16 protein-coding genes are annotated in these 17,473 nt (G+C 63.0%); 9 read left to right on the top strand and 7 right to left on the bottom strand.

What is annotated here, in order from left to right:
• Window positions 1–92: 92 nt before the first annotated feature.
• Complete coding sequence (locus tag PCA20602_RS10845) at window positions 93–299, bottom strand: SlyX family protein (RefSeq protein ID WP_069344030.1); 207 nt, start codon at window positions 297–299, stop codon at window positions 93–95.
• Between the two features lie 111 nt (window positions 300–410).
• Here PCA20602_RS10845 and PCA20602_RS10840 point away from each other — a divergent pair, with 111 nt between their 5' ends.
• Window positions 411–728 (top strand): YnfA family protein, encoded by a 318-nt coding sequence (locus tag PCA20602_RS10840; RefSeq protein ID WP_150721238.1) that lies wholly within the window; start codon window positions 411–413, stop codon window positions 726–728.
• Between the two features lie 109 nt (window positions 729–837).
• On the opposite strand, the gene PCA20602_RS10835 is transcribed toward PCA20602_RS10840, so the two are convergent.
• Entirely contained in the window at window positions 838–1,518 is a 681-nt protein-coding gene (locus tag PCA20602_RS10835) for a helix-turn-helix transcriptional regulator (RefSeq protein ID WP_170836298.1), read from the bottom strand.
• A 65-nt stretch (window positions 1,519–1,583) separates the two neighbouring features.
• Between PCA20602_RS10835 and PCA20602_RS10830 the strand changes: the two genes are divergently transcribed.
• Both PCA20602_RS10830 and PCA20602_RS10825 read left to right on the top strand, forming a co-directional pair.
• Window positions 1,584–3,068 (top strand): MFS transporter, encoded by a 1,485-nt coding sequence (locus tag PCA20602_RS10830; RefSeq protein ID WP_150721237.1) that lies wholly within the window; start codon window positions 1,584–1,586, stop codon window positions 3,066–3,068.
• On the top strand, window positions 3,065–4,249 hold the full coding sequence (locus PCA20602_RS10825) for a LysR family transcriptional regulator (RefSeq protein ID WP_150721236.1): 1,185 nt from the start codon (window positions 3,065–3,067) through the stop codon (window positions 4,247–4,249). The genes PCA20602_RS10830 and PCA20602_RS10825 overlap by 4 nt, the downstream gene beginning before the upstream one ends.
• Here PCA20602_RS10825 and PCA20602_RS10820 read toward each other — a convergent pair.
• Both PCA20602_RS10820 and PCA20602_RS10815 read right to left on the bottom strand, forming a co-directional pair.
• Window positions 4,177–5,637 (bottom strand): sensor domain-containing diguanylate cyclase, encoded by a 1,461-nt coding sequence (locus tag PCA20602_RS10820; RefSeq protein ID WP_174980999.1) that lies wholly within the window; start codon window positions 5,635–5,637, stop codon window positions 4,177–4,179. The genes PCA20602_RS10825 and PCA20602_RS10820 overlap by 73 nt on opposite strands.
• 171 nt (window positions 5,638–5,808) lie before the next feature.
• Window positions 5,809–6,273, bottom strand: a complete 465-nt coding sequence (locus PCA20602_RS10815; protein ID WP_044456539.1) for an Lrp/AsnC family transcriptional regulator — start codon at window positions 6,271–6,273, stop codon at window positions 5,809–5,811.
• 268 nt (window positions 6,274–6,541) lie between these two features.
• Between PCA20602_RS10815 and PCA20602_RS10810 the strand changes: the two genes are divergently transcribed.
• The 5 genes from PCA20602_RS10810 to PCA20602_RS10790 all read left to right on the top strand — a co-directional run bounded on the left by PCA20602_RS10810 (window position 6,542) and on the right by PCA20602_RS10790 (window position 11,731).
• Window positions 6,542–7,171, top strand: coding sequence for a LysE family translocator (locus PCA20602_RS10810; RefSeq protein ID WP_150721235.1), 630 nt, complete (start codon window positions 6,542–6,544; stop codon window positions 7,169–7,171).
• Window positions 7,172–7,682: 511 nt separating this feature from the next.
• Complete coding sequence (gene cyoA, locus PCA20602_RS10805; protein WP_150721234.1) at window positions 7,683–8,738, top strand: ubiquinol oxidase subunit II; 1,056 nt, start codon at window positions 7,683–7,685, stop codon at window positions 8,736–8,738.
• A 15-nt stretch (window positions 8,739–8,753) separates the two neighbouring features.
• Complete coding sequence (gene cyoB / locus PCA20602_RS10800) at window positions 8,754–10,733, top strand: cytochrome o ubiquinol oxidase subunit I (protein ID WP_069344032.1); 1,980 nt, start codon at window positions 8,754–8,756, stop codon at window positions 10,731–10,733.
• Between the two features lie 2 nt (window positions 10,734–10,735).
• Window positions 10,736–11,362: a cytochrome o ubiquinol oxidase subunit III gene (locus PCA20602_RS10795; protein ID WP_069344024.1), complete on the top strand. Its 627-nt coding sequence runs from the start codon at window positions 10,736–10,738 to the stop codon at window positions 11,360–11,362.
• Window positions 11,363–11,731: a cytochrome o ubiquinol oxidase subunit IV gene (locus PCA20602_RS10790; RefSeq protein WP_069344025.1), complete on the top strand. Its 369-nt coding sequence runs from the start codon at window positions 11,363–11,365 to the stop codon at window positions 11,729–11,731.
• 550 nt (window positions 11,732–12,281) lie between these two features.
• Here the strand turns inward: PCA20602_RS10790 and PCA20602_RS10785 are convergent.
• The 3 genes from PCA20602_RS10785 to PCA20602_RS10775 all read right to left on the bottom strand — a co-directional run bounded on the left by PCA20602_RS10785 (window position 12,282) and on the right by PCA20602_RS10775 (window position 15,899).
• Entirely contained in the window at window positions 12,282–14,066 is a 1,785-nt protein-coding gene (locus PCA20602_RS10785; protein WP_150721233.1) for a peptidoglycan D,D-transpeptidase FtsI family protein, read from the bottom strand.
• 232 nt (window positions 14,067–14,298) lie between these two features.
• Window positions 14,299–15,150, bottom strand: a complete 852-nt coding sequence (locus PCA20602_RS10780) for a DUF3047 domain-containing protein (protein ID WP_246182121.1) — start codon at window positions 15,148–15,150, stop codon at window positions 14,299–14,301.
• A 122-nt stretch (window positions 15,151–15,272) separates the two neighbouring features.
• Window positions 15,273–15,899: a LysE family translocator gene (locus PCA20602_RS10775; protein ID WP_150721232.1), complete on the bottom strand. Its 627-nt coding sequence runs from the start codon at window positions 15,897–15,899 to the stop codon at window positions 15,273–15,275.
• Between the two features lie 209 nt (window positions 15,900–16,108).
• Here PCA20602_RS10775 and PCA20602_RS10770 point away from each other — a divergent pair, with 209 nt between their 5' ends.
• Complete coding sequence (locus tag PCA20602_RS10770; protein ID WP_150721231.1) at window positions 16,109–17,464, top strand: hypothetical protein; 1,356 nt, start codon at window positions 16,109–16,111, stop codon at window positions 17,462–17,464.
• Window positions 17,465–17,473: the final 9 nt, after the last annotated feature.

The raw sequence follows: 17,473 nt of genomic DNA, 5'->3' as shown, positions 1-17,473 counted from the left end.
TTGGCGTTGCACGTGAACCACAAAACGCGCCACCCACTCCGGAAAACCGACCCGCATGAGCGTGGCAATGCGTGGTGAAGGCAGGCGACCGGTCAATAATGCGGCGGGATTTCGTGACGCGGATTGCCGTCGTTGCCACCCCCCTGACCCTGTGACTGCATCTGCTGATACAGCGCCTTGAACTGCTTTTGCAGCAGATCGATTTGCTGCTCCTGACGGGTGACGATCTCGTTGAGTGTTTCGAGCAGATCGTCCTGAAACGCCGTCTTCACTTCGAGTTCGACGACGCGGGCTTCCAACGATTCCATGGGCTTCTCCGGTGAACGCGGCATTGTAGGCTATCGAACGATTCGCCAGCCCACGTCGCGAGGGGCAGGTCGCTCGATGAGCGCTCCGGGCATAATCGCAACATGAAAACCTTTCTGCTTTATGTCGTCACTGCAGTGGCGGAAATCGTCGGTTGCTACTTGCCCTGGTTGTGGCTGAAGCAGGATCGCAGCGCGTGGCTGCTGGTGCCCGGCGGTATCGCACTGGCGCTCTTCGCATGGCTGCTGACGCTGCATCCGTCGGCCGCCGGACGCATTTATGCCGCCTACGGCGGCGTGTATATCAGTGTCGCCATCGTGTGGTTGTGGCTGGTCGACGGGATGCGTCCGACGTCGTGGGACATCGCCGGCGTGGCGGTCGCCCTTGCCGGGATGAGTCTGATCGCGTTTCAGCCGCGCTAAATGAGGCACGGAGTGACGCATCAATGAGGTATCAAGTGACGCATTCAGGCGCCACACTGAGGCATCACACCAATCTCAGACCCTCGCTTTAGCCGGCCTTCCGTCCTCTTCAGTCCGGCGTCTTCACGCGATACGTGCAGCGTTGGCCGCCCGCGAGGATGTGCGTCTCGCGTGAGACGGTGCCGCGCTCGCCGACCAGTTCCTGAAACAATTCCAGCTCCGTGCGGCAGAAGCCCTGACACGTCTTCGCCGCCGCACAGATCGGGCAATGGTCTTCGATGAGCAGCCAGTCGTCGCCGTCGCGCTCCACGCGCGCCATATAACCTTCCGCCGAGCGAATCTCCGCGAGTTTCGCGATGCGCTCGGGCAAGCCGGGCAGGGGATCGATCGCGCGCTTGTACTGCGCGCGCGTCTCCGCCGCGCGTTGCGTAATCAGACGGTCGAGCCCGTCTTCGCCGAACAACTGACGAATCGAACCGATCAACTGAATCGTGAGCGTGGAGTGCGCATCGGGGAAGCGATTGTGGCCGGCCTCGGTGAGCGCCCATGCCTGACGCGGACGTCCCGCGCCGCGCGTGGGCATCGTCTCTCCGGCCAGCAAACCCTCTGCCACCAGCTTCTGCACCTGCTGACGCGCAGCCTCGGCCGTGATCCCCAGACCCGAAGCGACTTCGGCCGTGGATGCCGGTCCCTGCGTCTTCAACCAATGCAGCACCCGTTCGTGCCCGGCGCTGGCGGCGCTGAGCGGCGCACCCGCCCTATTATCCAAGTGGTTATTTGGGTAATTCATCGTGAGGCATGTAATATCCAAGAACTTTCTTGCATATTAGTCGCCCGATGGGGGGCTGTCTATCCATGACAACGAGCACGACGAACGAAGGCGCGCCGGGCTGGCGCGATCTGTTGAGTGGCAACAACGGCTGGCGGTCGCTGGCGCTGGCGGGCGGTGTGGCGTTGCATGCGACCAACGTCTATGTGGCGACGACGGTGTTGCCGTCCATCGTCAGGGAGATCGGCGGGCTCGATCTGTATTCGTGGAACACCACGCTGTTCGTGGTTGCCTCGATCCTGGGCTCGGTTTTCGCTGCGCAGATGCTGTCCTCGCTCGGCCCGCGCGTGGCTTACATCACGGCACTGGTGGGTTTCAGCGCCGGCACGATGCTGTGTGCCGCAGCGCCGAGCATGCCGTGGATGCTCGTGGGCCGTACGCTGCAAGGTTTCGGCGGCGGCATTCTGCTCGCCTTGAGTTACGCGCTGATCCGCATCGTGTTCGCGCCGCCGCTGTGGTCGCGCGCGATGGGGCTCGTCTCGGGCATGTGGGGCGTTGCTACGTTATGCGGGCCGGCGCTCGGCGGCGTTTTCGCCCAGTTCGGTCATTGGCGCTGGGCGTTCTGGTCGCTGCTGCCGGTGGTCGTGGGCCTCGGGCTGATTATTCGTGCGCAAGTCCCCGCCGGACGCAAGGTCGCGGGTGCCGAGGGGGCATCGCACGCCAACGACGTAACGCATGCGGTGCCGTGGTTCAAGGTCGTATTGCTGTGCGCATCGGCCGTTGCGATTTCGCTGGGGGCGGTGGTCGATTCGCATGTCGTCGCCGCCGTATGGATGGTGCTGGGACTGGCGCTGGCGTGGTGGCTCGCGCACCGTGAGCGCAGCGTGCGCCATGCGTTGCCGCGTCTGATGCCGACGGGCGCGTACTCGCTGCGAACGCGCCTCGGCGGACGCTATGCGGTGATGAGCCTGCTCGGTCTGGCGATGACCAGCGAGATCTACATCCCGTATTTCCTTCAGACGATTCACGGCCAGACACCTTTTGCTGCGGGCTATCTCGCCGCGCTGATGGCAGCGGGCTGGTCGGTCGGTTCGATGACCAGCGCCGGACGGCAGGGGGAGGCGGCCGATCGTCGCGTGCGACTCGGCCCGGTGATCGTCACGGTCGGCATGCTGGCGCTGGCGTGGTTGTTGCCGCAGGCGTCGCTCTTTACGAGTGCGGCGGGTGTCGCCGGCATGTGCATTGCGTTGTTCGGTGTGGGCGTGGGGGTCGGGATCGGCTGGCCGCATTTGCTCACGCGGGTGATGACGGCGGCGCGCCCGGGCGAAGCGGGGCTGGCGTCGGCGTCGATCACGACCGTGCAGTTGTACTCGATGGCGCTGGGCTCGGCGCTGGCCGGACTGGTCGCGAACTCGGCCGGGCTGGCGGACGGTGGACTGGCGCATGTGCAGCGCGCATCGGTCTGGTTGTTCGTGTTGTTCGCGCTGGCGCCTGCGGGCGCAGCCGTCATCATCTTGCGCGGCAGGGTCGCCGGGACTGCTGCAAAGCCGGAAGGACAGGAGGCACTATGATCGATCGCATCACAGCCATGCGTACCTTCGTGCGCGTCGCCGAAGTCGGCAGCTTCACGAAGGCGGCGCTCTCGCTCGACCTTCCCCGCGCAACCGCGACCACGCAGATCCAGCATCTCGAACGCTGGTTCGGGGTGGCGCTCTTCACGCGCTCCACGCGGCGTGTCGCGCTCACGATGGAGGGCGCGGCATATTACGAGCGCTGCTCGGCCATTCTCGCGGACGTCGAAGAGGTCGAGTCCGGGCTGTTCGGCGCGCAGGCGCAACTGCGCGGACGCCTTGCCGTCGTCCTCCCGCCGGTCATTGCGCGCGAGGTTGTGATGCCGTCGCTCGCGGAATTCCAGGCGCGTTATCCGGGGTTGGAAATCGCGCTGGATGCGACGCCCGCGCATGGCGACTGGCGTGGCGATGGCGTCGATTGCGGTGTGGTGCTCGGGGAGTTGCCGGACTCGCGTCTGGTGGCGCGGCATCTCGGCGATCTGCCGCGTGTGACATGCGCGAGCCGTCGTTATCTGGAGTCGCATGGCACACCGGCCGACCTCGACGATCTCGCGATGCACACCTCGGTGAAATGGCTGTCGGCGCCGGCAGAGCCGCTGGCCTCGATGGGGGCGTCGGCTTCGCACGGTAATGAAGGCGTGCCGCTGCCTGCACGCTGCGGCGATCTGACGATGATCGTGGGTGGCAAGGCCACCTGCGTGCGTACGCGCGGTCAACTGCATGTGGGCGACGAGGCCGCGTATCTTGCGGCGGGACTCGAAGGTCTCGGGCTGATTCAACCGACAGTGCTCGCGGCGGCCCCGTATCTCGCGTCGGGACGTCTGGTGCCGGTGCTGCCGAAGTGTCCACCGCCGCCGCTGCGGCTCTCGGCGGCCTATCCGTCACAGAAGCGGGTATCGCCGCGCGTGCGGGCGTTCGTCGACTGGCTGGCGCTCATCTGCGAGCCGCTGGGCCATGCGCAAGCCGACATGCATGGCGGCGTCCGTACGAATGCTGCGAAGCCGGCCACCGCTGACGTCGGCATCGACCCAGCGGTGCCGGCCTCGGAGGCGGCGCTTGATGACGAGAGGCGTGATGTCCGTGAAGCCCGCGATGCCCGAGATACTCGTTACGCGCCGCTCCCCGTCTTGCCCGAAGGTGCGCCGTCGAATCCGCGTCGCTCGTTCAGGCTGCCGGCGTAGTGGTTTCGTTTCTCCTCGTACATCAGCAGGTCGGCGCGCTGAATCGTCGCTTCGAGACGCTCGCCCGCTTCGCACGTTGCCATCCCCATCGAGAATGACAGCGGCGTGCCCGGGTAGAACGAATTGTTCAACTCCACGAGCTGGCGAATGCTCTCGATGATCGCCGCGCCGCCCGTGGCGTCGGTCGACGGCAGCAGCAGCGCGAACTCGTCGCCGCCGATACGTGCGGCAATTTGCGGCGCCACGACGGCTTTGCTCAGCACCTCGCCGGCGCGGCGCAGCAGCGCATCGCCTGCTGCGTGGCCGAGCTGGTCGTTCACCGCCTTCAGCCCGTTCAGATCCGCCACGACCACCGTCACGGGGAAGGGGCCCTTGCGTTCGAGCCGGTTGAGTTCGTCGGCATAGAACGAACGGTTGCGCAGCTTGGTGAGCACGTCGTGCTTGCCGAGGAATTCCAGATACGACTCGGCCTTCTTTCGTGCGGTGATGTCCGTGAGCGCGACCAGCACCAGATCCCATCGCGCTTCATGGCCGGGCAGCACGGCGAATTGCAGATGGACGTTGATCTCGTTGCCGTCGAGCGCGTAGTTGATGACTTCGCGTTGCTGGAAGAGCTTGTTTTCCCACAGGTCGATCAACTGCTCGCGGAAGTTGTGACGCATGTCGTCGCGGAACACGGCGGGCAGGCGGCCGAGCAGCGTTGCCTTGTCGGGGGCGACGAACATCGCGAGCGTGTGACGGTTCACGTCCAGCACGTCGATCTCCTGCATGCAGCGCTCGACGAACTCCGGGTGAACGTCGGTGAAGGTGCGGAAGTCGGTAATGCCGCGTGCGCGTGCATCGTCGAGCAGTAGCTTGATCGCGCTGAAGTCTTCGACCCACAGCGAGACCGGCGAATATTCGAAGAGGCCCCGGGCGTATTGCTCTCCCATCGTGACGCGCTCGCGGGCGTGCTCCAGTTCCGTCACGTTTTCCAGCGAGATCAGCACGCGATCGAGCGAGGTTTCGTGGCCGGGCAGTACCGAGCCGTTGAGCAGCACGTCCAGACGGCGTCCGTCGAGCGTGTAGTTGACGGTCTTGCTCGTGAAGTGCGTCTTGCCGTCCCACAGTTGGCAGAGTTCTTCGATGTGCGTCTTGAGCATGTCGTCGCGAAACACGCGCGGCAAGTTGGCCACGAGGTCGTCGAGCGACGATGCGTTGAACATGGCGAGTGTGCGTCGATTGACCTTGATGACGCGAATGCGTTGCGAGCACAGCGACACCTGCGCCGGATCGGCCTTGAAGTAGGCGCGCAGATCGCGCACCCCCAGCGCCCGCCATTCGTCGAACAACTGCTTCACGCCGCTGAAGTCTTCGAGCCAGAGCGAGACTGGCGCGAGGTCGAACATCAGGGCGTCGTCGGTACGACCGTCACTCCCGGGAGTGACGTCGGACGGCGATGAGGCGGGCAAAGGGGGTACGGCAGGCATGGCGTCCATTTAGGCACCTGATCTGATCGGGTTCTGGTCTTGGCCCGCCATTTTAAGGTTAAACCTGTTCTACGCCGCAGTGAATCTGATCTACAGCAGCGGCGCGCCCGTATCGCGCTTGACTTCGCGCAGGGAGAGCATCGACTCGATGGCGGTGACACCGGGCAGGGCGCGCAGCACGTCGCGCGTGAAACTGCCGTAATCGTCAAGATCCGTGGCGACGACGCCGAGCAGATAGTCGGCGCTGCCCGAGATGTTGTGGCAGGAGACGATACGGTCGATGGCCTGCACTTCACGCTCGAATTGTTCGGACAGGGCGCGATCGTGTACCGCGAAGCGCACGTGAACGAATGCGGTGACGCCCAGACCCAGTGCGCGATGCGAGAGTTCGGCGCGGTAACCGGTGATGTAGCCCTCGGCTTCGAGGCGTTTCAGGCGTCGGGCGCAGGGGGTCTCGGAGAGTGACACGCGTTCGGCAAGTCGAGCGTTGGAGATACGGCCATCGCGTTGCACGATGGCGAGAATCGCTCGATCGATGGCGTCAAGTTCATTCATTGTGGGTGTCCCGCTACAAAAACAGCTTCAAAGATGGCATTCCACCACGATCTGCCGCGTCCGGAAAGTGTTTCCCTCATCCGTTCGCCCTAATCCGACCGGTGATACGCAAAAAGCGGCATTGGTGGTTTGCCTTGTTAGGCGTGACATGCAAGAGGATTGCTCCAAATAATTAGATTCTAATGGGTGGAAAACGCCATGTTTCACTCATCGATTGGCGAGATCATGAGGCTCGTTTTCGCTGCTTCAAATCCTCTGGGGAAAGGTCATGGTCTCGCTGCAATTGCTCACGGTGTTCATTGGCGCGCTGGTCGTCGTCTACGCATTACCCGGACCCGACATGGCGGTCGTGATGCAAACGAGCATGATGCGCGGCACGCGTCACGGTTTGGCGACGGCGGCCGGTCTGGCACTGGCCCGCGCCGCGCACGTGACGCTTTCGGCCTGTGGTGTGGCGGCGCTGTTGCGTGCGGCCCCCTGGCTCTTCGAGACGGTGCGCATCGTGGGCGCGATCTATCTGGCATGGGTCGCGATCCAGATCTGGCGCTCGCCGGCGTTCGGCATGGAGGTGACGGCCGAAGCGAAAGACACCGCACCGCCGCTCTCCCACGCGTTCCGCCGTGGGGTGCTCTCGAGCGTGCTGAACCCCAAGGCGTTGCTGTTCTGTTCGGTGCTGCTGCCGCAATTCGTGCGTCCGGAGGCGGGGCCGGTGTGGAGTCAGGTACTCGAACTCGGGCTGTTGCTGCTGGCCGTCGGCGCGATGTTCGACGTAACACTGACCTTCGGCGCCGTGCGCATCGCGCGCTGGCTGCGCGCACGTCCACTTGCACAAAAAGTACAACGCTGGTCATTCGGCGCGGCGCTCATGGCATTTGCCGTACGACTGTCGCTCGACTGAAAAGCCGGGCACAATACATCTCACCTACATCACCCTCCAGCGATTGCCCCACTTAGGTGCATTTCGCTGCGACACCGCAAATCAGGGTGCGACACAACGTCGCACCTGTTGAATTCACAGAACCTTCCCGAATTGCTGCATTGCACAGCGTTTACCGCCAAAAAGGTGTCGATCTGCTTGGAAAACGTCGCGCGCGTACGCGTGAGGGCCGCGCGACACATTGTCGCGCTGGCGGGTGCGCGATGTCCCGCCTAATTAAACTTCGGCATAATGCCGCACCGTGATGGAAGTAAAAGACAAGAAGTCGGACAGTGACTTGAGGTCTGCGGGCGGCAATCCGCCCCGGTTCCCGTCTTTTCGATGACACAGTCGTCGTAGTTCGACCGGTGCAATACCGGCGTGACGACTGCTCCCGTCTCACCTTAACCCTTGCCAACCTCCTGCGACCCTGCATCAGGCCGGTAAGCCCGTGTTGCGCCGTTCGCTGGCCAACTCAACCCTGTCGTGTGACATGAAGAAACACAGAAACCCGCGATTGTTTAGGCTGCTCGCCTTGTGCTCGCCGCTGCTTTTGGCAGGCTGCGACATGACGCTGCTCGACCCTAAGGGGCAGATCGGAATCGAGAACAAGAACCTGATCCTCACGGCCACCTGGCTGATGCTGATCGTGGTGATTCCGGTCATTCTGATGACGCTGTGGTTCGCGTGGAAGTACCGCGCAACCAACAAGTCGGCGCGCTATGAGCCGAATTGGTCGCACTCGACGGCCATTGAGGTTGTGGTCTGGCTCGTGCCGATCATCATCATTGCGATCCTTGCGCGCATCACCTGGGTCTCCACTCACGAACTCGATCCCTACAAGCCGCTGGAAAGCGACGTGAAGCCGATCACCGTCGAAGTGGTGGCGTTGAACTACAAGTGGTTGTTCATCTACCCGGAACAGGGCATTGCGTCGATCAACGAACTGGCCGTTCCTGTCGATGTCCCGGTGAATTTCAAGATCACCTCAGAATCGATCATGAACTCGTTCTTCATTCCGCAATTGGGTAGCCAGGTCTACTCGATGGCCGGTATGGAAACGAAGCTGCACCTGATCGCCAACCACGTCGGCTCGTACGACGGCATTTCGGCGAACTACAGCGGCGGCGGCTTCTCGGGCATGCGCTTCAAGACGCTGGCCATGACCGACGGCGACTTCCAGCAATGGGTGACGAAGGTGCGCGAGTCGAAGAAGGTGCTCGACCGCGACGCCTACGCCTCGCTGGTGCCGATGAGCGAGAACACGCCGGTCACGTATTACAGCTCGGTCGACGCGAACATGTTCCAGTCGATCGTGCATGCCCCGATGGCATCGGGTATGGCGCAGCAGCATGAAGGCCATGAGAACCACGGTGCCATGGACATGAAGGGTATGGACATGAAGATGGAAATGAAGGGCGCGGGCACCGACGCCGCGACGGCTCCGGCCGCCGCTGCCAACGTGCAAGGCCAGTCGATGACCATGGCCATGGACGCCGGCGCGCACGCGATGCACGCCGGTGCGGCTGCGCACGCGCATAAGGAGTAAACAACAATGTCAACGCTGTTTGGCAAACTGACTCTCGAAGCCATCCCGTACCACGAGCCCATCATCATGGGCGCGGTCGGCATGATGGTGATTGGTGGGTTGGGCATCCTCGCGCTGCTCACCTACTTCGGCAAGTGGAAGTACCTGTGGAACGAGTGGGTGACGTCGGTCGATCACAAGAAGATCGGTGTCATGTATGTGCTGGTCGCGCTCGTCATGCTGCTGCGCGGCTTCGCCGACGCCATGATGATGCGTACCCAGCTGGCGCTCGCGCACAACTCGGGCGGCATTCTCCCGCCGGATCACTACGACCAGATCTTCACCGCCCACGGCGTGATCATGATCTTCTTCGTGGCGATGCCTTTCATGACGGGTCTCGTGAACCTCGTGGTGCCGCTGCAAATCGGCGCACGCGACGTGGCGTTCCCGTTCCTGAACACGCTGTCGTTCTGGCTGTTCGTGGCTGGCGCCGTGCTGGTGAACCTGTCGCTGGCCGTGGGTGAGTTCGCTCGCACGGGCTGGCTGGCCTACCCGCCGCTCTCGGGCATTCAGTACAGTCCGGGCGTGGGGGTGGATTACTACATCTGGGCCTTGCAGATCTCAGGTCTGGGGACGTTGCTCACCGGGGTGAACTTCGTCGTCACGATTCTGAAGATGCGTGCGCCGGGCATGAACCTGATGAAGATGCCGATCTTCACCTGGACGTCCCTGTGCACGATGGTGCTGGTGTGCGCCGCGTTCCCGGTCCTGACCGTGACGCTGGGTCTGCTTTCGCTGGATCGCTACCTCGACTTCCATTTCTTCACGAATGAGTTGGGCGGCAATCCGATGATGTACATCAACCTGATCTGGATCTGGGGTCACCCGGAGGTGTACATCCTGATTCTGCCGGCGTTCGGTATCTTCTCGGAAATCATCTCGACGTTCTCCGGCAAGAAGCTGTTCGGCTACAAGTCGATGGTGTACGCCACGGCGGCGATCATGGTGCTGTCGTTCCTCGTGTGGGCGCACCACTTCTTCACGATGGGCTCGGGTGCCAGCGTGAACGCCTTCTTCGGTATCGCGACGATGATCATCTCGATCCCGACCGGCGTGAAGATCTTCAACTGGCTGTTCACGATGTACCGTGGTCGCGTTCAGATGACCACGCCGGTGCTGTGGACGCTGGGCTTCATCGTCACGTTCGTGATCGGCGGTATGACGGGCGTGCTGCTGGCGGTGCCGGGCGCGGACTTCGTGCTGCACAACTCGCTGTTCCTGATTGCTCACTTCCACAACGTGATCATCGGTGGCGTGCTGTTCGGTTACATCGCCGGTATGAACTACTGGTTCCCGAAGGCCTTCGGCTTCAAGCTCGACGAGCGTCTGGGCAAGGCAAGCTTCTGGTGCTGGCTGATCGGCTTCTACCTCGCGTTCATGCCGCTGTACGTGCTGGGCCTGATGGGCATGACCCGTCGTCTGAACCACTACAGCAATCCGGAATGGCAACCCTGGCTGATCGCCGCACTGATCGGTGCGCTGTTCATCGCCGCCGGTATCGGCTTCCAGGTGCTGCAACTGGTCGTGTCGATCAAGAACCGCAAGGCGCTGGCCGACACCACGGGCGACCCCTGGAATGGCCGTACGCTGGAGTGGATGACGTCGTCGCCGCCGCAGTTCTACAACTTTGCCGAAGAGCCGCGCGTGCATGACATCGACGAGCTGGCCTATCGCAAGGAACACGGCATCAAGAGCGATCTGAAGACGAGCTACGCTCCGATTCACATGCCGAAGAACACTGGCGCCGGTTTTATCATCAGTGCTTTCTCGCTGGTGTTCGGTTTCGCCGCCATCTGGCACATCTGGTGGCTCGCCATCGTGGGCTTCGTGGGCATGATCCTGACGTTCATCTGCCGTAGCAACAACGATTCGATCGACTACTACGTGCAGTCGCCGGAAGTGGTGGCCATTGAATCGGCTCACCATCAGGCACTGGCCGCAGCAGCAAAGGCTTAATCATGACGAGCGAAGTTCTCAAACACACGGGCGCGCATGCCGATGCGCATGCGCATGACCACGCGCACCACGACACCGGGGGCAACACGATCTTCGGTTTCTGGGTGTACCTGATGACCGACCTGGTGCTGTTCGCCAGCTTGTTCGCCACGTTTGCGGTATTGCGTGACTCCACGGCGGGCGGCCCCACGGGTAAGGAACTCTTCGACCTGAAGTTCGTGCTGGTCGAAACCTTCATCCTGCTGTTCTCGTCGATCACCTATGGCTTCGCCATGATCGGCCTGCACAACGGCAAGAAGGGCGCCGTGATGGGCTGGCTCGCCATTACGTGGATTCTGGGTGCGGCGTTTATCGCCATGGAACTGTACGAGTTCCACCACCTGATCCTCGAAGGCGCAGGTCCGAACCGTAGCGGCTTCCTGTCGTCGTTCTTCGCACTGGTGGCAACGCACGGTCTGCACGTGGCCTCGGGCCTGCTGTGGATGGCCGTGCTGATGTTCCAGATCGGCAAGAAGGGCCTCACGTCGACCAACACCACGCGTCTGCAATGCCTCTCGCTGTTCTGGCACTTCTTGGACGTGGTCTGGATCGGCGTCTTCACGGTCGTGTACCTGATGGGAGCGATGTAAATGAGCAGCAATAGCAAATCGGTGCAATCGCACGGCCACGACGCTGGCCACAATGCGGCCGGTGGCAGCCACGGCAGCGTGAAGTCGTACCTGATCGGCTTCGTGCTCGCCGTGATCCTGACGGTCGTGCCGTTCAAGCTGGTGATGGATGGCACGATGCCGCCGTCGACGGTGCTGCCGCTGATCCTCGGCGCAGCCCTCGTGCAGATCATCGTCCACCTGATCTACTTCCTGCACATGGACCGCTCGTCGGAACAGCGCTGGAATGTGATGGCGTTCCTGTTCACCGTGCTGATCGTGGCCATCGTGCTCGTCGGCTCGCTGTGGATCATGCACAACGCCAATTCGCTGATGATGCCGGGGATGTAAGTCTTCCGGTCTTACCCGAACCCTCGGGTAAGTGAAAAAGGCGGCTTTCGGATTTTCCGGGCCGCCTTTTTTCTTTTTGTGCTTTGGTGGGGACTTAGGCTGGTCTGGTGCCTCTTTGGCGCCTCAGTACGCAAAAAGGGCAATTCGACTAATCGAATCGCCCTTTTTGCTCACGCCTCACCTGTGCGTCGACACCGCCCGTCAACCTATCGCCGACAGCTCTGTCCATCGCCCCAACCCGCGGCGCTTGCCGGTACCCTGACTGCGCTCCACCTTAAAGTCGCTCCGTCAGGGCACCGACAATCACCGCTCATACATCCTGTAATGCAACCATCTCCGCGCCGAATGACGACGCTAAACGGCAACCGTCCGTCGCGGTGGTGCTATCGGTTGCACGTCGATGGTGTCGTCGCATCGCTATCGATGCTGAATCGGGGTGGGGGCCGCCCGCGGTGCGACTTAACAAGCAATGGAGTGCCGCGGGCGGCCCCCACCCCGATCTGCCGCTAACGTTGGAAGTGGGTGAGGCCCTTCCTGACGCAGCACAGAATCAACCGTGCGACCCCTTGTCATCCGGCGGCGTGTCCGATGTCGGCGCCGCCAGAATCACCCCCGGGCGTACCGGCAGATCCGGTCGAATCCCCAGCAACGGCAACGCTTGCGACGCAATCTCCGCAAACGCCGGACCTGCCGCCTGACCGCCAAAGTGTTGCGACGCTTTCGGCTCATCCACCGACACCGCAATCACCAGACGCGGTGACGACAACGGCGCAATCCCCACGAACGACGCCCGATACTTCGAGTGGTCGTAACCGTGAGCGCCCGCCTTGTAGGCCGTGCCCGTCTTCCCGCCAATGCTGTATCCGGCCACCTGCGCCGTCGTGGCCGTCCCGCCCGTATCCACCACGCCAGCCAGCATCTTGCGCATTTCGGCCGCCGTGCGCGCATCGATGACACGCACGCCCTCGGGCTGCACCGGTGTGTCCGGCTTGATGATCGAGATGGGCACGAGTACGCCGTCGTTCGCGAAGATCGTGTAGGCGCGCGCCAGTTGGAAGAGCGACGCCGAAATGCCGTACCCGTACGCCATCGTGGCCTGCTCGATGCGCCGCCACGATTTGTACGGACGCAAACGCCCGGACACCGCGCCCGGGAAGCCCAGCTTCGGCTGCTGTCCCAGCCCGATTTCGGTGAACATGTCCCACATTTCTTCGGCACGCAGCATCGTCGACACTTTGGTCATGCCGATATTGCTCGACTTCTGAATCACGCCCGCCGCCGTCAGCACGCCGTTCGCCGAGTCGTCAGAAATGGTCGCGCCTTCGAAGACATATCGGCCCGGGCCGGTGTCGATGGTCGTGGTCGGTGTCAGACGGTGCAGATCCAGCGCCAGCGCCATTGTGAACGGCTTGAGAATGGAACCCGGCTCGAAGACGTCGGTGAACACTCGGTTGCGCAGTTGCTCACCCGTCAGATGCTCGCGATCGTTGGGGTTGTAGGTCGGCAAGTTGGCAAGTGCCAGCACCTGACCGCTCTTGGCGTCGATGACGACCGCCATGGCCGCCTTCGCGCCGGTGCGTTCCACCGCATTCTTCAGGGCTTCATAGGCGATGTACTGCACGCGGGTGTCGAGCGTCAGACGAATGTCCTTGCCGTCGCGCGGCGGGCTGGAATCGTCGAGATCCTGAATGGTGCGCCCGATACGGTCCTTGATCACGCGACGTACGCCGGCCGTCCCTTCAAGCAGCGGCTCTTCGCCCAGCTCCATGCCTTCCTGCCCCTTGTCCTCGACGTTCGTGAACCCCACGACGTGCGCGGCCACTTCGCCTTCGGGGTAGAAGCGCTTGAATTCGCTGCTCTCATAAACGCCGGGAATGCCCAGCGCCTCGACCTGCTTGCCGATCTCCGGCGACACCTGACGCTTCACATAGACGAACTTCTTCTCGCCAATGAGTTTGGTGCGCAATTCCTTGGTGGGGATGTCGAGCAGTTTGCTCGCTTTCTGGATGTCGCTATCGGACAGGTCGTCCGGGACTTCGGCAGGCACGGCCCAGACGGTGCGCATCGGCAGACTGGTGGCGAGCACACGGCCGTCGCGGTCTTCGATCTTACCGCGCACGCCCGGCATGACGATGGCGTGCTCATAACGCTTTTCGCCCTGCGCGATGTAGAAGCTGTTGCCCGGTCCGGCAATCCAGAACGCCCGCACTACGAGGCCGATGAAGGCCAGCGTAATGACGATGACGACGAGCTTGGAGCGCCACAACGACATGCGCGATTGCAAGACAGGACTGGCGGCGAACGTGACGTCCTTGGGCTGGCGATTCTTTTGCATGGCGCTCGCGGGGCGTTGAGAGACTCGATACAGCCAATCGCCAGCAACGGATCGCAAGGTATCCGTGCACTGACTCTGGCTCAAATTCTAGGCGAGATAGCGTAGCACGCAAGCGACTGTTGTAATAGCGCGAAAGCCCCGTCAGACGGGGCTTTCAGGGTTTTTTTCGATGCATTCGACGTGACTTTTCACATGGGTGTCGGCTGGTGAAACCGGAAGCGAATCCCGGGCGCTATTTGCCTGCGTCGAAACGCACGTCGCCGTACCATGCATGTGCACTCGCATGGGTGTTGTCGCTGTCGGTGAAGACACCGTAACCGAGCAGCTTGCCCGGCTTTTCTTTATAGACGCGCTCGTAATCGGCGGCGAGGTTGCGCGAGAACGTCTGCCATTTGCCGAGCGACGCATCGCCTCCCGCCACCACGAGCATCTGGACCCGATCGGTGTGCGGGTTCTGGATCACGCCGCCAACGGGTGCGTCGTTGGACCAGATGTACATGAGCGTGGCGTACGGCAGGTCTTCGCCCCCCGCCTTGGCTAGCGTCATGGTCGCCCGGTCGCCGAACGAGAGCCGCGACTTGTCGCCGTCGAAGAAGAAGACCAGCCGCGCGGGCGCATCTTCTTTGTCGCTCGCCCGGTTGTCTGCGCCGGGAATGGCCTTGTCGACTTTCCAGCGCCATGCGACGACCGGCGTCGCGTTCAGGTCGATACCGCCTCCCTTGGCCATGAGCGCCGATGCCGAATCGGTCGAGTCCGCTTCGATGACGTTGCGCTTGCCGTCGGCCACCACGGTGTAGACCGTGAGCTTCTTGCCGCTCACGACCGGCAGGTTCTGCCAGCCCGCCGGCAAGGCGCTGCCGGGACTGGCTTTGGAAAAGGGCACGGCGGGACCCGCTGCCGACGCAGTACCGGTCGCCGGATCTGCCGCAAAGGCCCGCGAGGCCGAAAGCAATGTCACCGCCAGACAGACGGTCATCGCGACGGCCGCGACCGTCAGACGGGCGTGAGACCGGTGCCGCCGATGAGGGTGATGACCCTGATAGGGACAAGCGCGTGAACGAAGCGTCGAAACAATGCGTTGCATGGTGAACGACTCCTGCGTTGGGACACGACTGACGAAGAGGGCTGACTTAGCGGGCTGACTTAGCGGGCTGACTTAGCGGGCTGACTGCGGTGGACGGCTTCAGCGCCACCGTCCAGACCGGCTCACCGCTGCTGCATGGCGACGCGCAGGCCCAGACCGATGAAGATGGTGCCGATGATCTTCCCCTGCCAGCGCAGCAGCCAGGTGAAGCGTCCCACGAACTTGCCGAGCGGACGCACCGACAAGGCGATGGCCGCCGTGTAAAGCGCGCTCATCGCCACGAACACCAGGCCCAATACGAGGAACTGCACGAAGACGTTGCCCTCGCTGGCGTGCACGAACTGCGGCATGAAGGCGAGGAAGAACAGCGCCGTTTTCGGATTGAGCACTTCGGTCGCCACGGCCTGCGCGAACGCACGACCCGGTGAGACCTGAGACGCGACAGGCAATTGCGGATCGGACGGCCGCTCGCGCAACGCCTTGATCCCGAGGTAAATCAGGTAAGCCGCGCCGACGTATTTGACGACATCGAAAGCCAGCGCCGAGGTCATCAGCACCGCCGACAGTCCGACCGCCGCGAACAACGTGTGGATGAGATCGCCGAACGCAATCCCCATGCCGGTCATGACGCCGGCGCGGCGTCCGCCCTGCACGGTGCGCGTGATGGTGAGCAACACCGCCGGTCCCGGAATCAGAAAGAGCCCGAGAACGACGGCAACGAACGTGGCAAGCGTGGCAAAAGTCGGCATAGGGGCTCCGGTCGGATGGGGACGGGATCAGGACGGTCAGGTGATGGCCAAAGGGCGGTCAGGACGACGCCATGGCGACATCATCCCAGATTCTGCGAGAGGACGCCCGAAAGGGCCGCGAGCGAATCCTGAAGCCGCTGTTACCGCGGTAGCCGACCATGCCCGCTGCTTCGACTTCCGTCGATGTCCCTTACCAAGGAGCTTGCGCCATGTCATTCGCGTCAGATGCGATCGTCACCTCTCTTTCCTCACGCACGCCCCCGAGCGTCGACACGCTGTTTCAGCTCGCGAAGGCGGCCGCGAACTGCGCCTTCGGGGGCTTCCGGGGCGATTTCTCCAGCGCGGCGGCATGTCTGCGCGAGAACGGACTGCGCGATGTGCTTGCCGACGCCTGGCATCAAGCGTCGCTGCGCTTCGCTCGGCATGCGGCGTCGCAACCGGGAGCGGTGGACGTCGGTTTCGCCTGCGCGCTGAGCGCACTGACCGTCGGTGCCACCTGCACTTATCTCTGGCCGGAACTCAAGGCGCTGGAACAAGCCATCTGCGCAGGCGACGAGGCGCAGCGCCAGTGGGCCTTGCAGACGGATTCGCAACTACGCCGACGAACGCTGGCGGACGTGACGGCCATGCGCCAATGTCTGGCCGTCTTCGACGCCACGCTCGACGCCGCCAGGGCGCAGCGCGATGGCGCCACGCTGCCGCGTCATGCGCTGGCGGAAATGCGCATCGCCGAAGCGCTGCTGCTCCACCTCGCCGACACCCCACAATCCGATCTTGCGCGCAGCGATCGCGTGGCCGGGCTTTGCCAGCTCATGTCGCACGGACTGGGGTTCAGGTTGCCCAGGGCCATGCGCGAGGCCCTGCACATCTGCGATGAACGTCCCTCGCTGATTCGCGACGACAACGCCTTTGCATTGCTTCAATCGCGGCTGGAGCCCGACTGGCGTCATGACGAAGCGGGGTCGCCGACGTTCACGGTCCATCCCGTCGACGTGCAGATCTTCGATCCTGCCGAGACGACCGACGACCTGTCCGCGAAAACGCGACACGAGCGCCGTTTGCTCACGGATGCCAAGGCGCTGCGTCGGGTACGCGCCCGCGTCGTCGAGCTATTCGCCGCCAGCGTGCGGCACGATTGCGGCGGCACGGGCGACTGGCGTCATCTCACGGAGCGCGCCCTGACGGCAGCGGCTAAGCACGGCATGACGTGCGAGCAGGTGCTCACGGCGCTGGGCGTTGCCACGCGTGCAGGCGTCAGCGCGCGTTATGCGTGGCGGTGGTCCGACGAACCGGCGCCGCGCCCCGGCGAGACAGTTCGCCCCACGATTGCGCTGGATGTCGCCAAATGGATCGCGCGAATCATGATCGTGGCGGGCAGGCCGGAAGCGACGGGGCGCGACGCGCAGTGCCCGCCACGACTCGCTGCCCTGGTGCGCGGCGACACGCCACCGTCGCTAAAAATTGGCAGCGACGACTGGATGCATCTCGTCGATGGGATCGACGTACTGCGCCGCGACCATTGGCATACCTCGTTCGCGCAGATCTGTGAGGCCGGCAAACGCTGAAGGTGGAGA

Origin of the sequence: Pandoraea capi, assembly GCF_902459735.1 — a bacterium.
Classification (GTDB): Bacteria; Pseudomonadota; Gammaproteobacteria; order Burkholderiales; family Burkholderiaceae; genus Pandoraea; species Pandoraea capi.
Note: the sequence above shows the minus strand (reverse complement) of the source record. Positions and strands in the feature narration are given on the sequence as shown.

Coding starts and splice junctions, on each gene's coding strand:
- PCA20602_RS10840 (WP_150721238.1), top strand. CDS start 411: ATGAAAACCTTTCTGCTTTATGTCGTCACTGCAGTGGCGGAAATCGTC.
- PCA20602_RS10835 (WP_170836298.1), bottom strand. CDS start 1,518: ATGAATTACCCAAATAACCACTTGGATAATAGGGCGGGTGCGCCGCTC.
- PCA20602_RS10830 (WP_150721237.1), top strand. CDS start 1,584: ATGACAACGAGCACGACGAACGAAGGCGCGCCGGGCTGGCGCGATCTG.
- PCA20602_RS10825 (WP_150721236.1), top strand. CDS start 3,065: ATGATCGATCGCATCACAGCCATGCGTACCTTCGTGCGCGTCGCCGAA.
- PCA20602_RS10820 (WP_174980999.1), bottom strand. CDS start 5,637: ATGTTCGACCTCGCGCCAGTCTCGCTCTGGCTCGAAGACTTCAGCGGC.
- PCA20602_RS10815 (WP_044456539.1), bottom strand. CDS start 6,273: ATGAATGAACTTGACGCCATCGATCGAGCGATTCTCGCCATCGTGCAA.
- PCA20602_RS10810 (WP_150721235.1), top strand. CDS start 6,542: ATGGTCTCGCTGCAATTGCTCACGGTGTTCATTGGCGCGCTGGTCGTC.
- cyoA (WP_150721234.1), top strand. CDS start 7,683: ATGAAGAAACACAGAAACCCGCGATTGTTTAGGCTGCTCGCCTTGTGC.
- PCA20602_RS10795 (WP_069344024.1), top strand. CDS start 10,736: ATGACGAGCGAAGTTCTCAAACACACGGGCGCGCATGCCGATGCGCAT.
- PCA20602_RS10790 (WP_069344025.1), top strand. CDS start 11,363: ATGAGCAGCAATAGCAAATCGGTGCAATCGCACGGCCACGACGCTGGC.
- PCA20602_RS10785 (WP_150721233.1), bottom strand. CDS start 14,066: ATGCAAAAGAATCGCCAGCCCAAGGACGTCACGTTCGCCGCCAGTCCT.
- PCA20602_RS10780 (WP_246182121.1), bottom strand. CDS start 15,150: ATGCAACGCATTGTTTCGACGCTTCGTTCACGCGCTTGTCCCTATCAG.
- PCA20602_RS10775 (WP_150721232.1), bottom strand. CDS start 15,899: ATGCCGACTTTTGCCACGCTTGCCACGTTCGTTGCCGTCGTTCTCGGG.
- PCA20602_RS10770 (WP_150721231.1), top strand. CDS start 16,109: ATGTCATTCGCGTCAGATGCGATCGTCACCTCTCTTTCCTCACGCACG.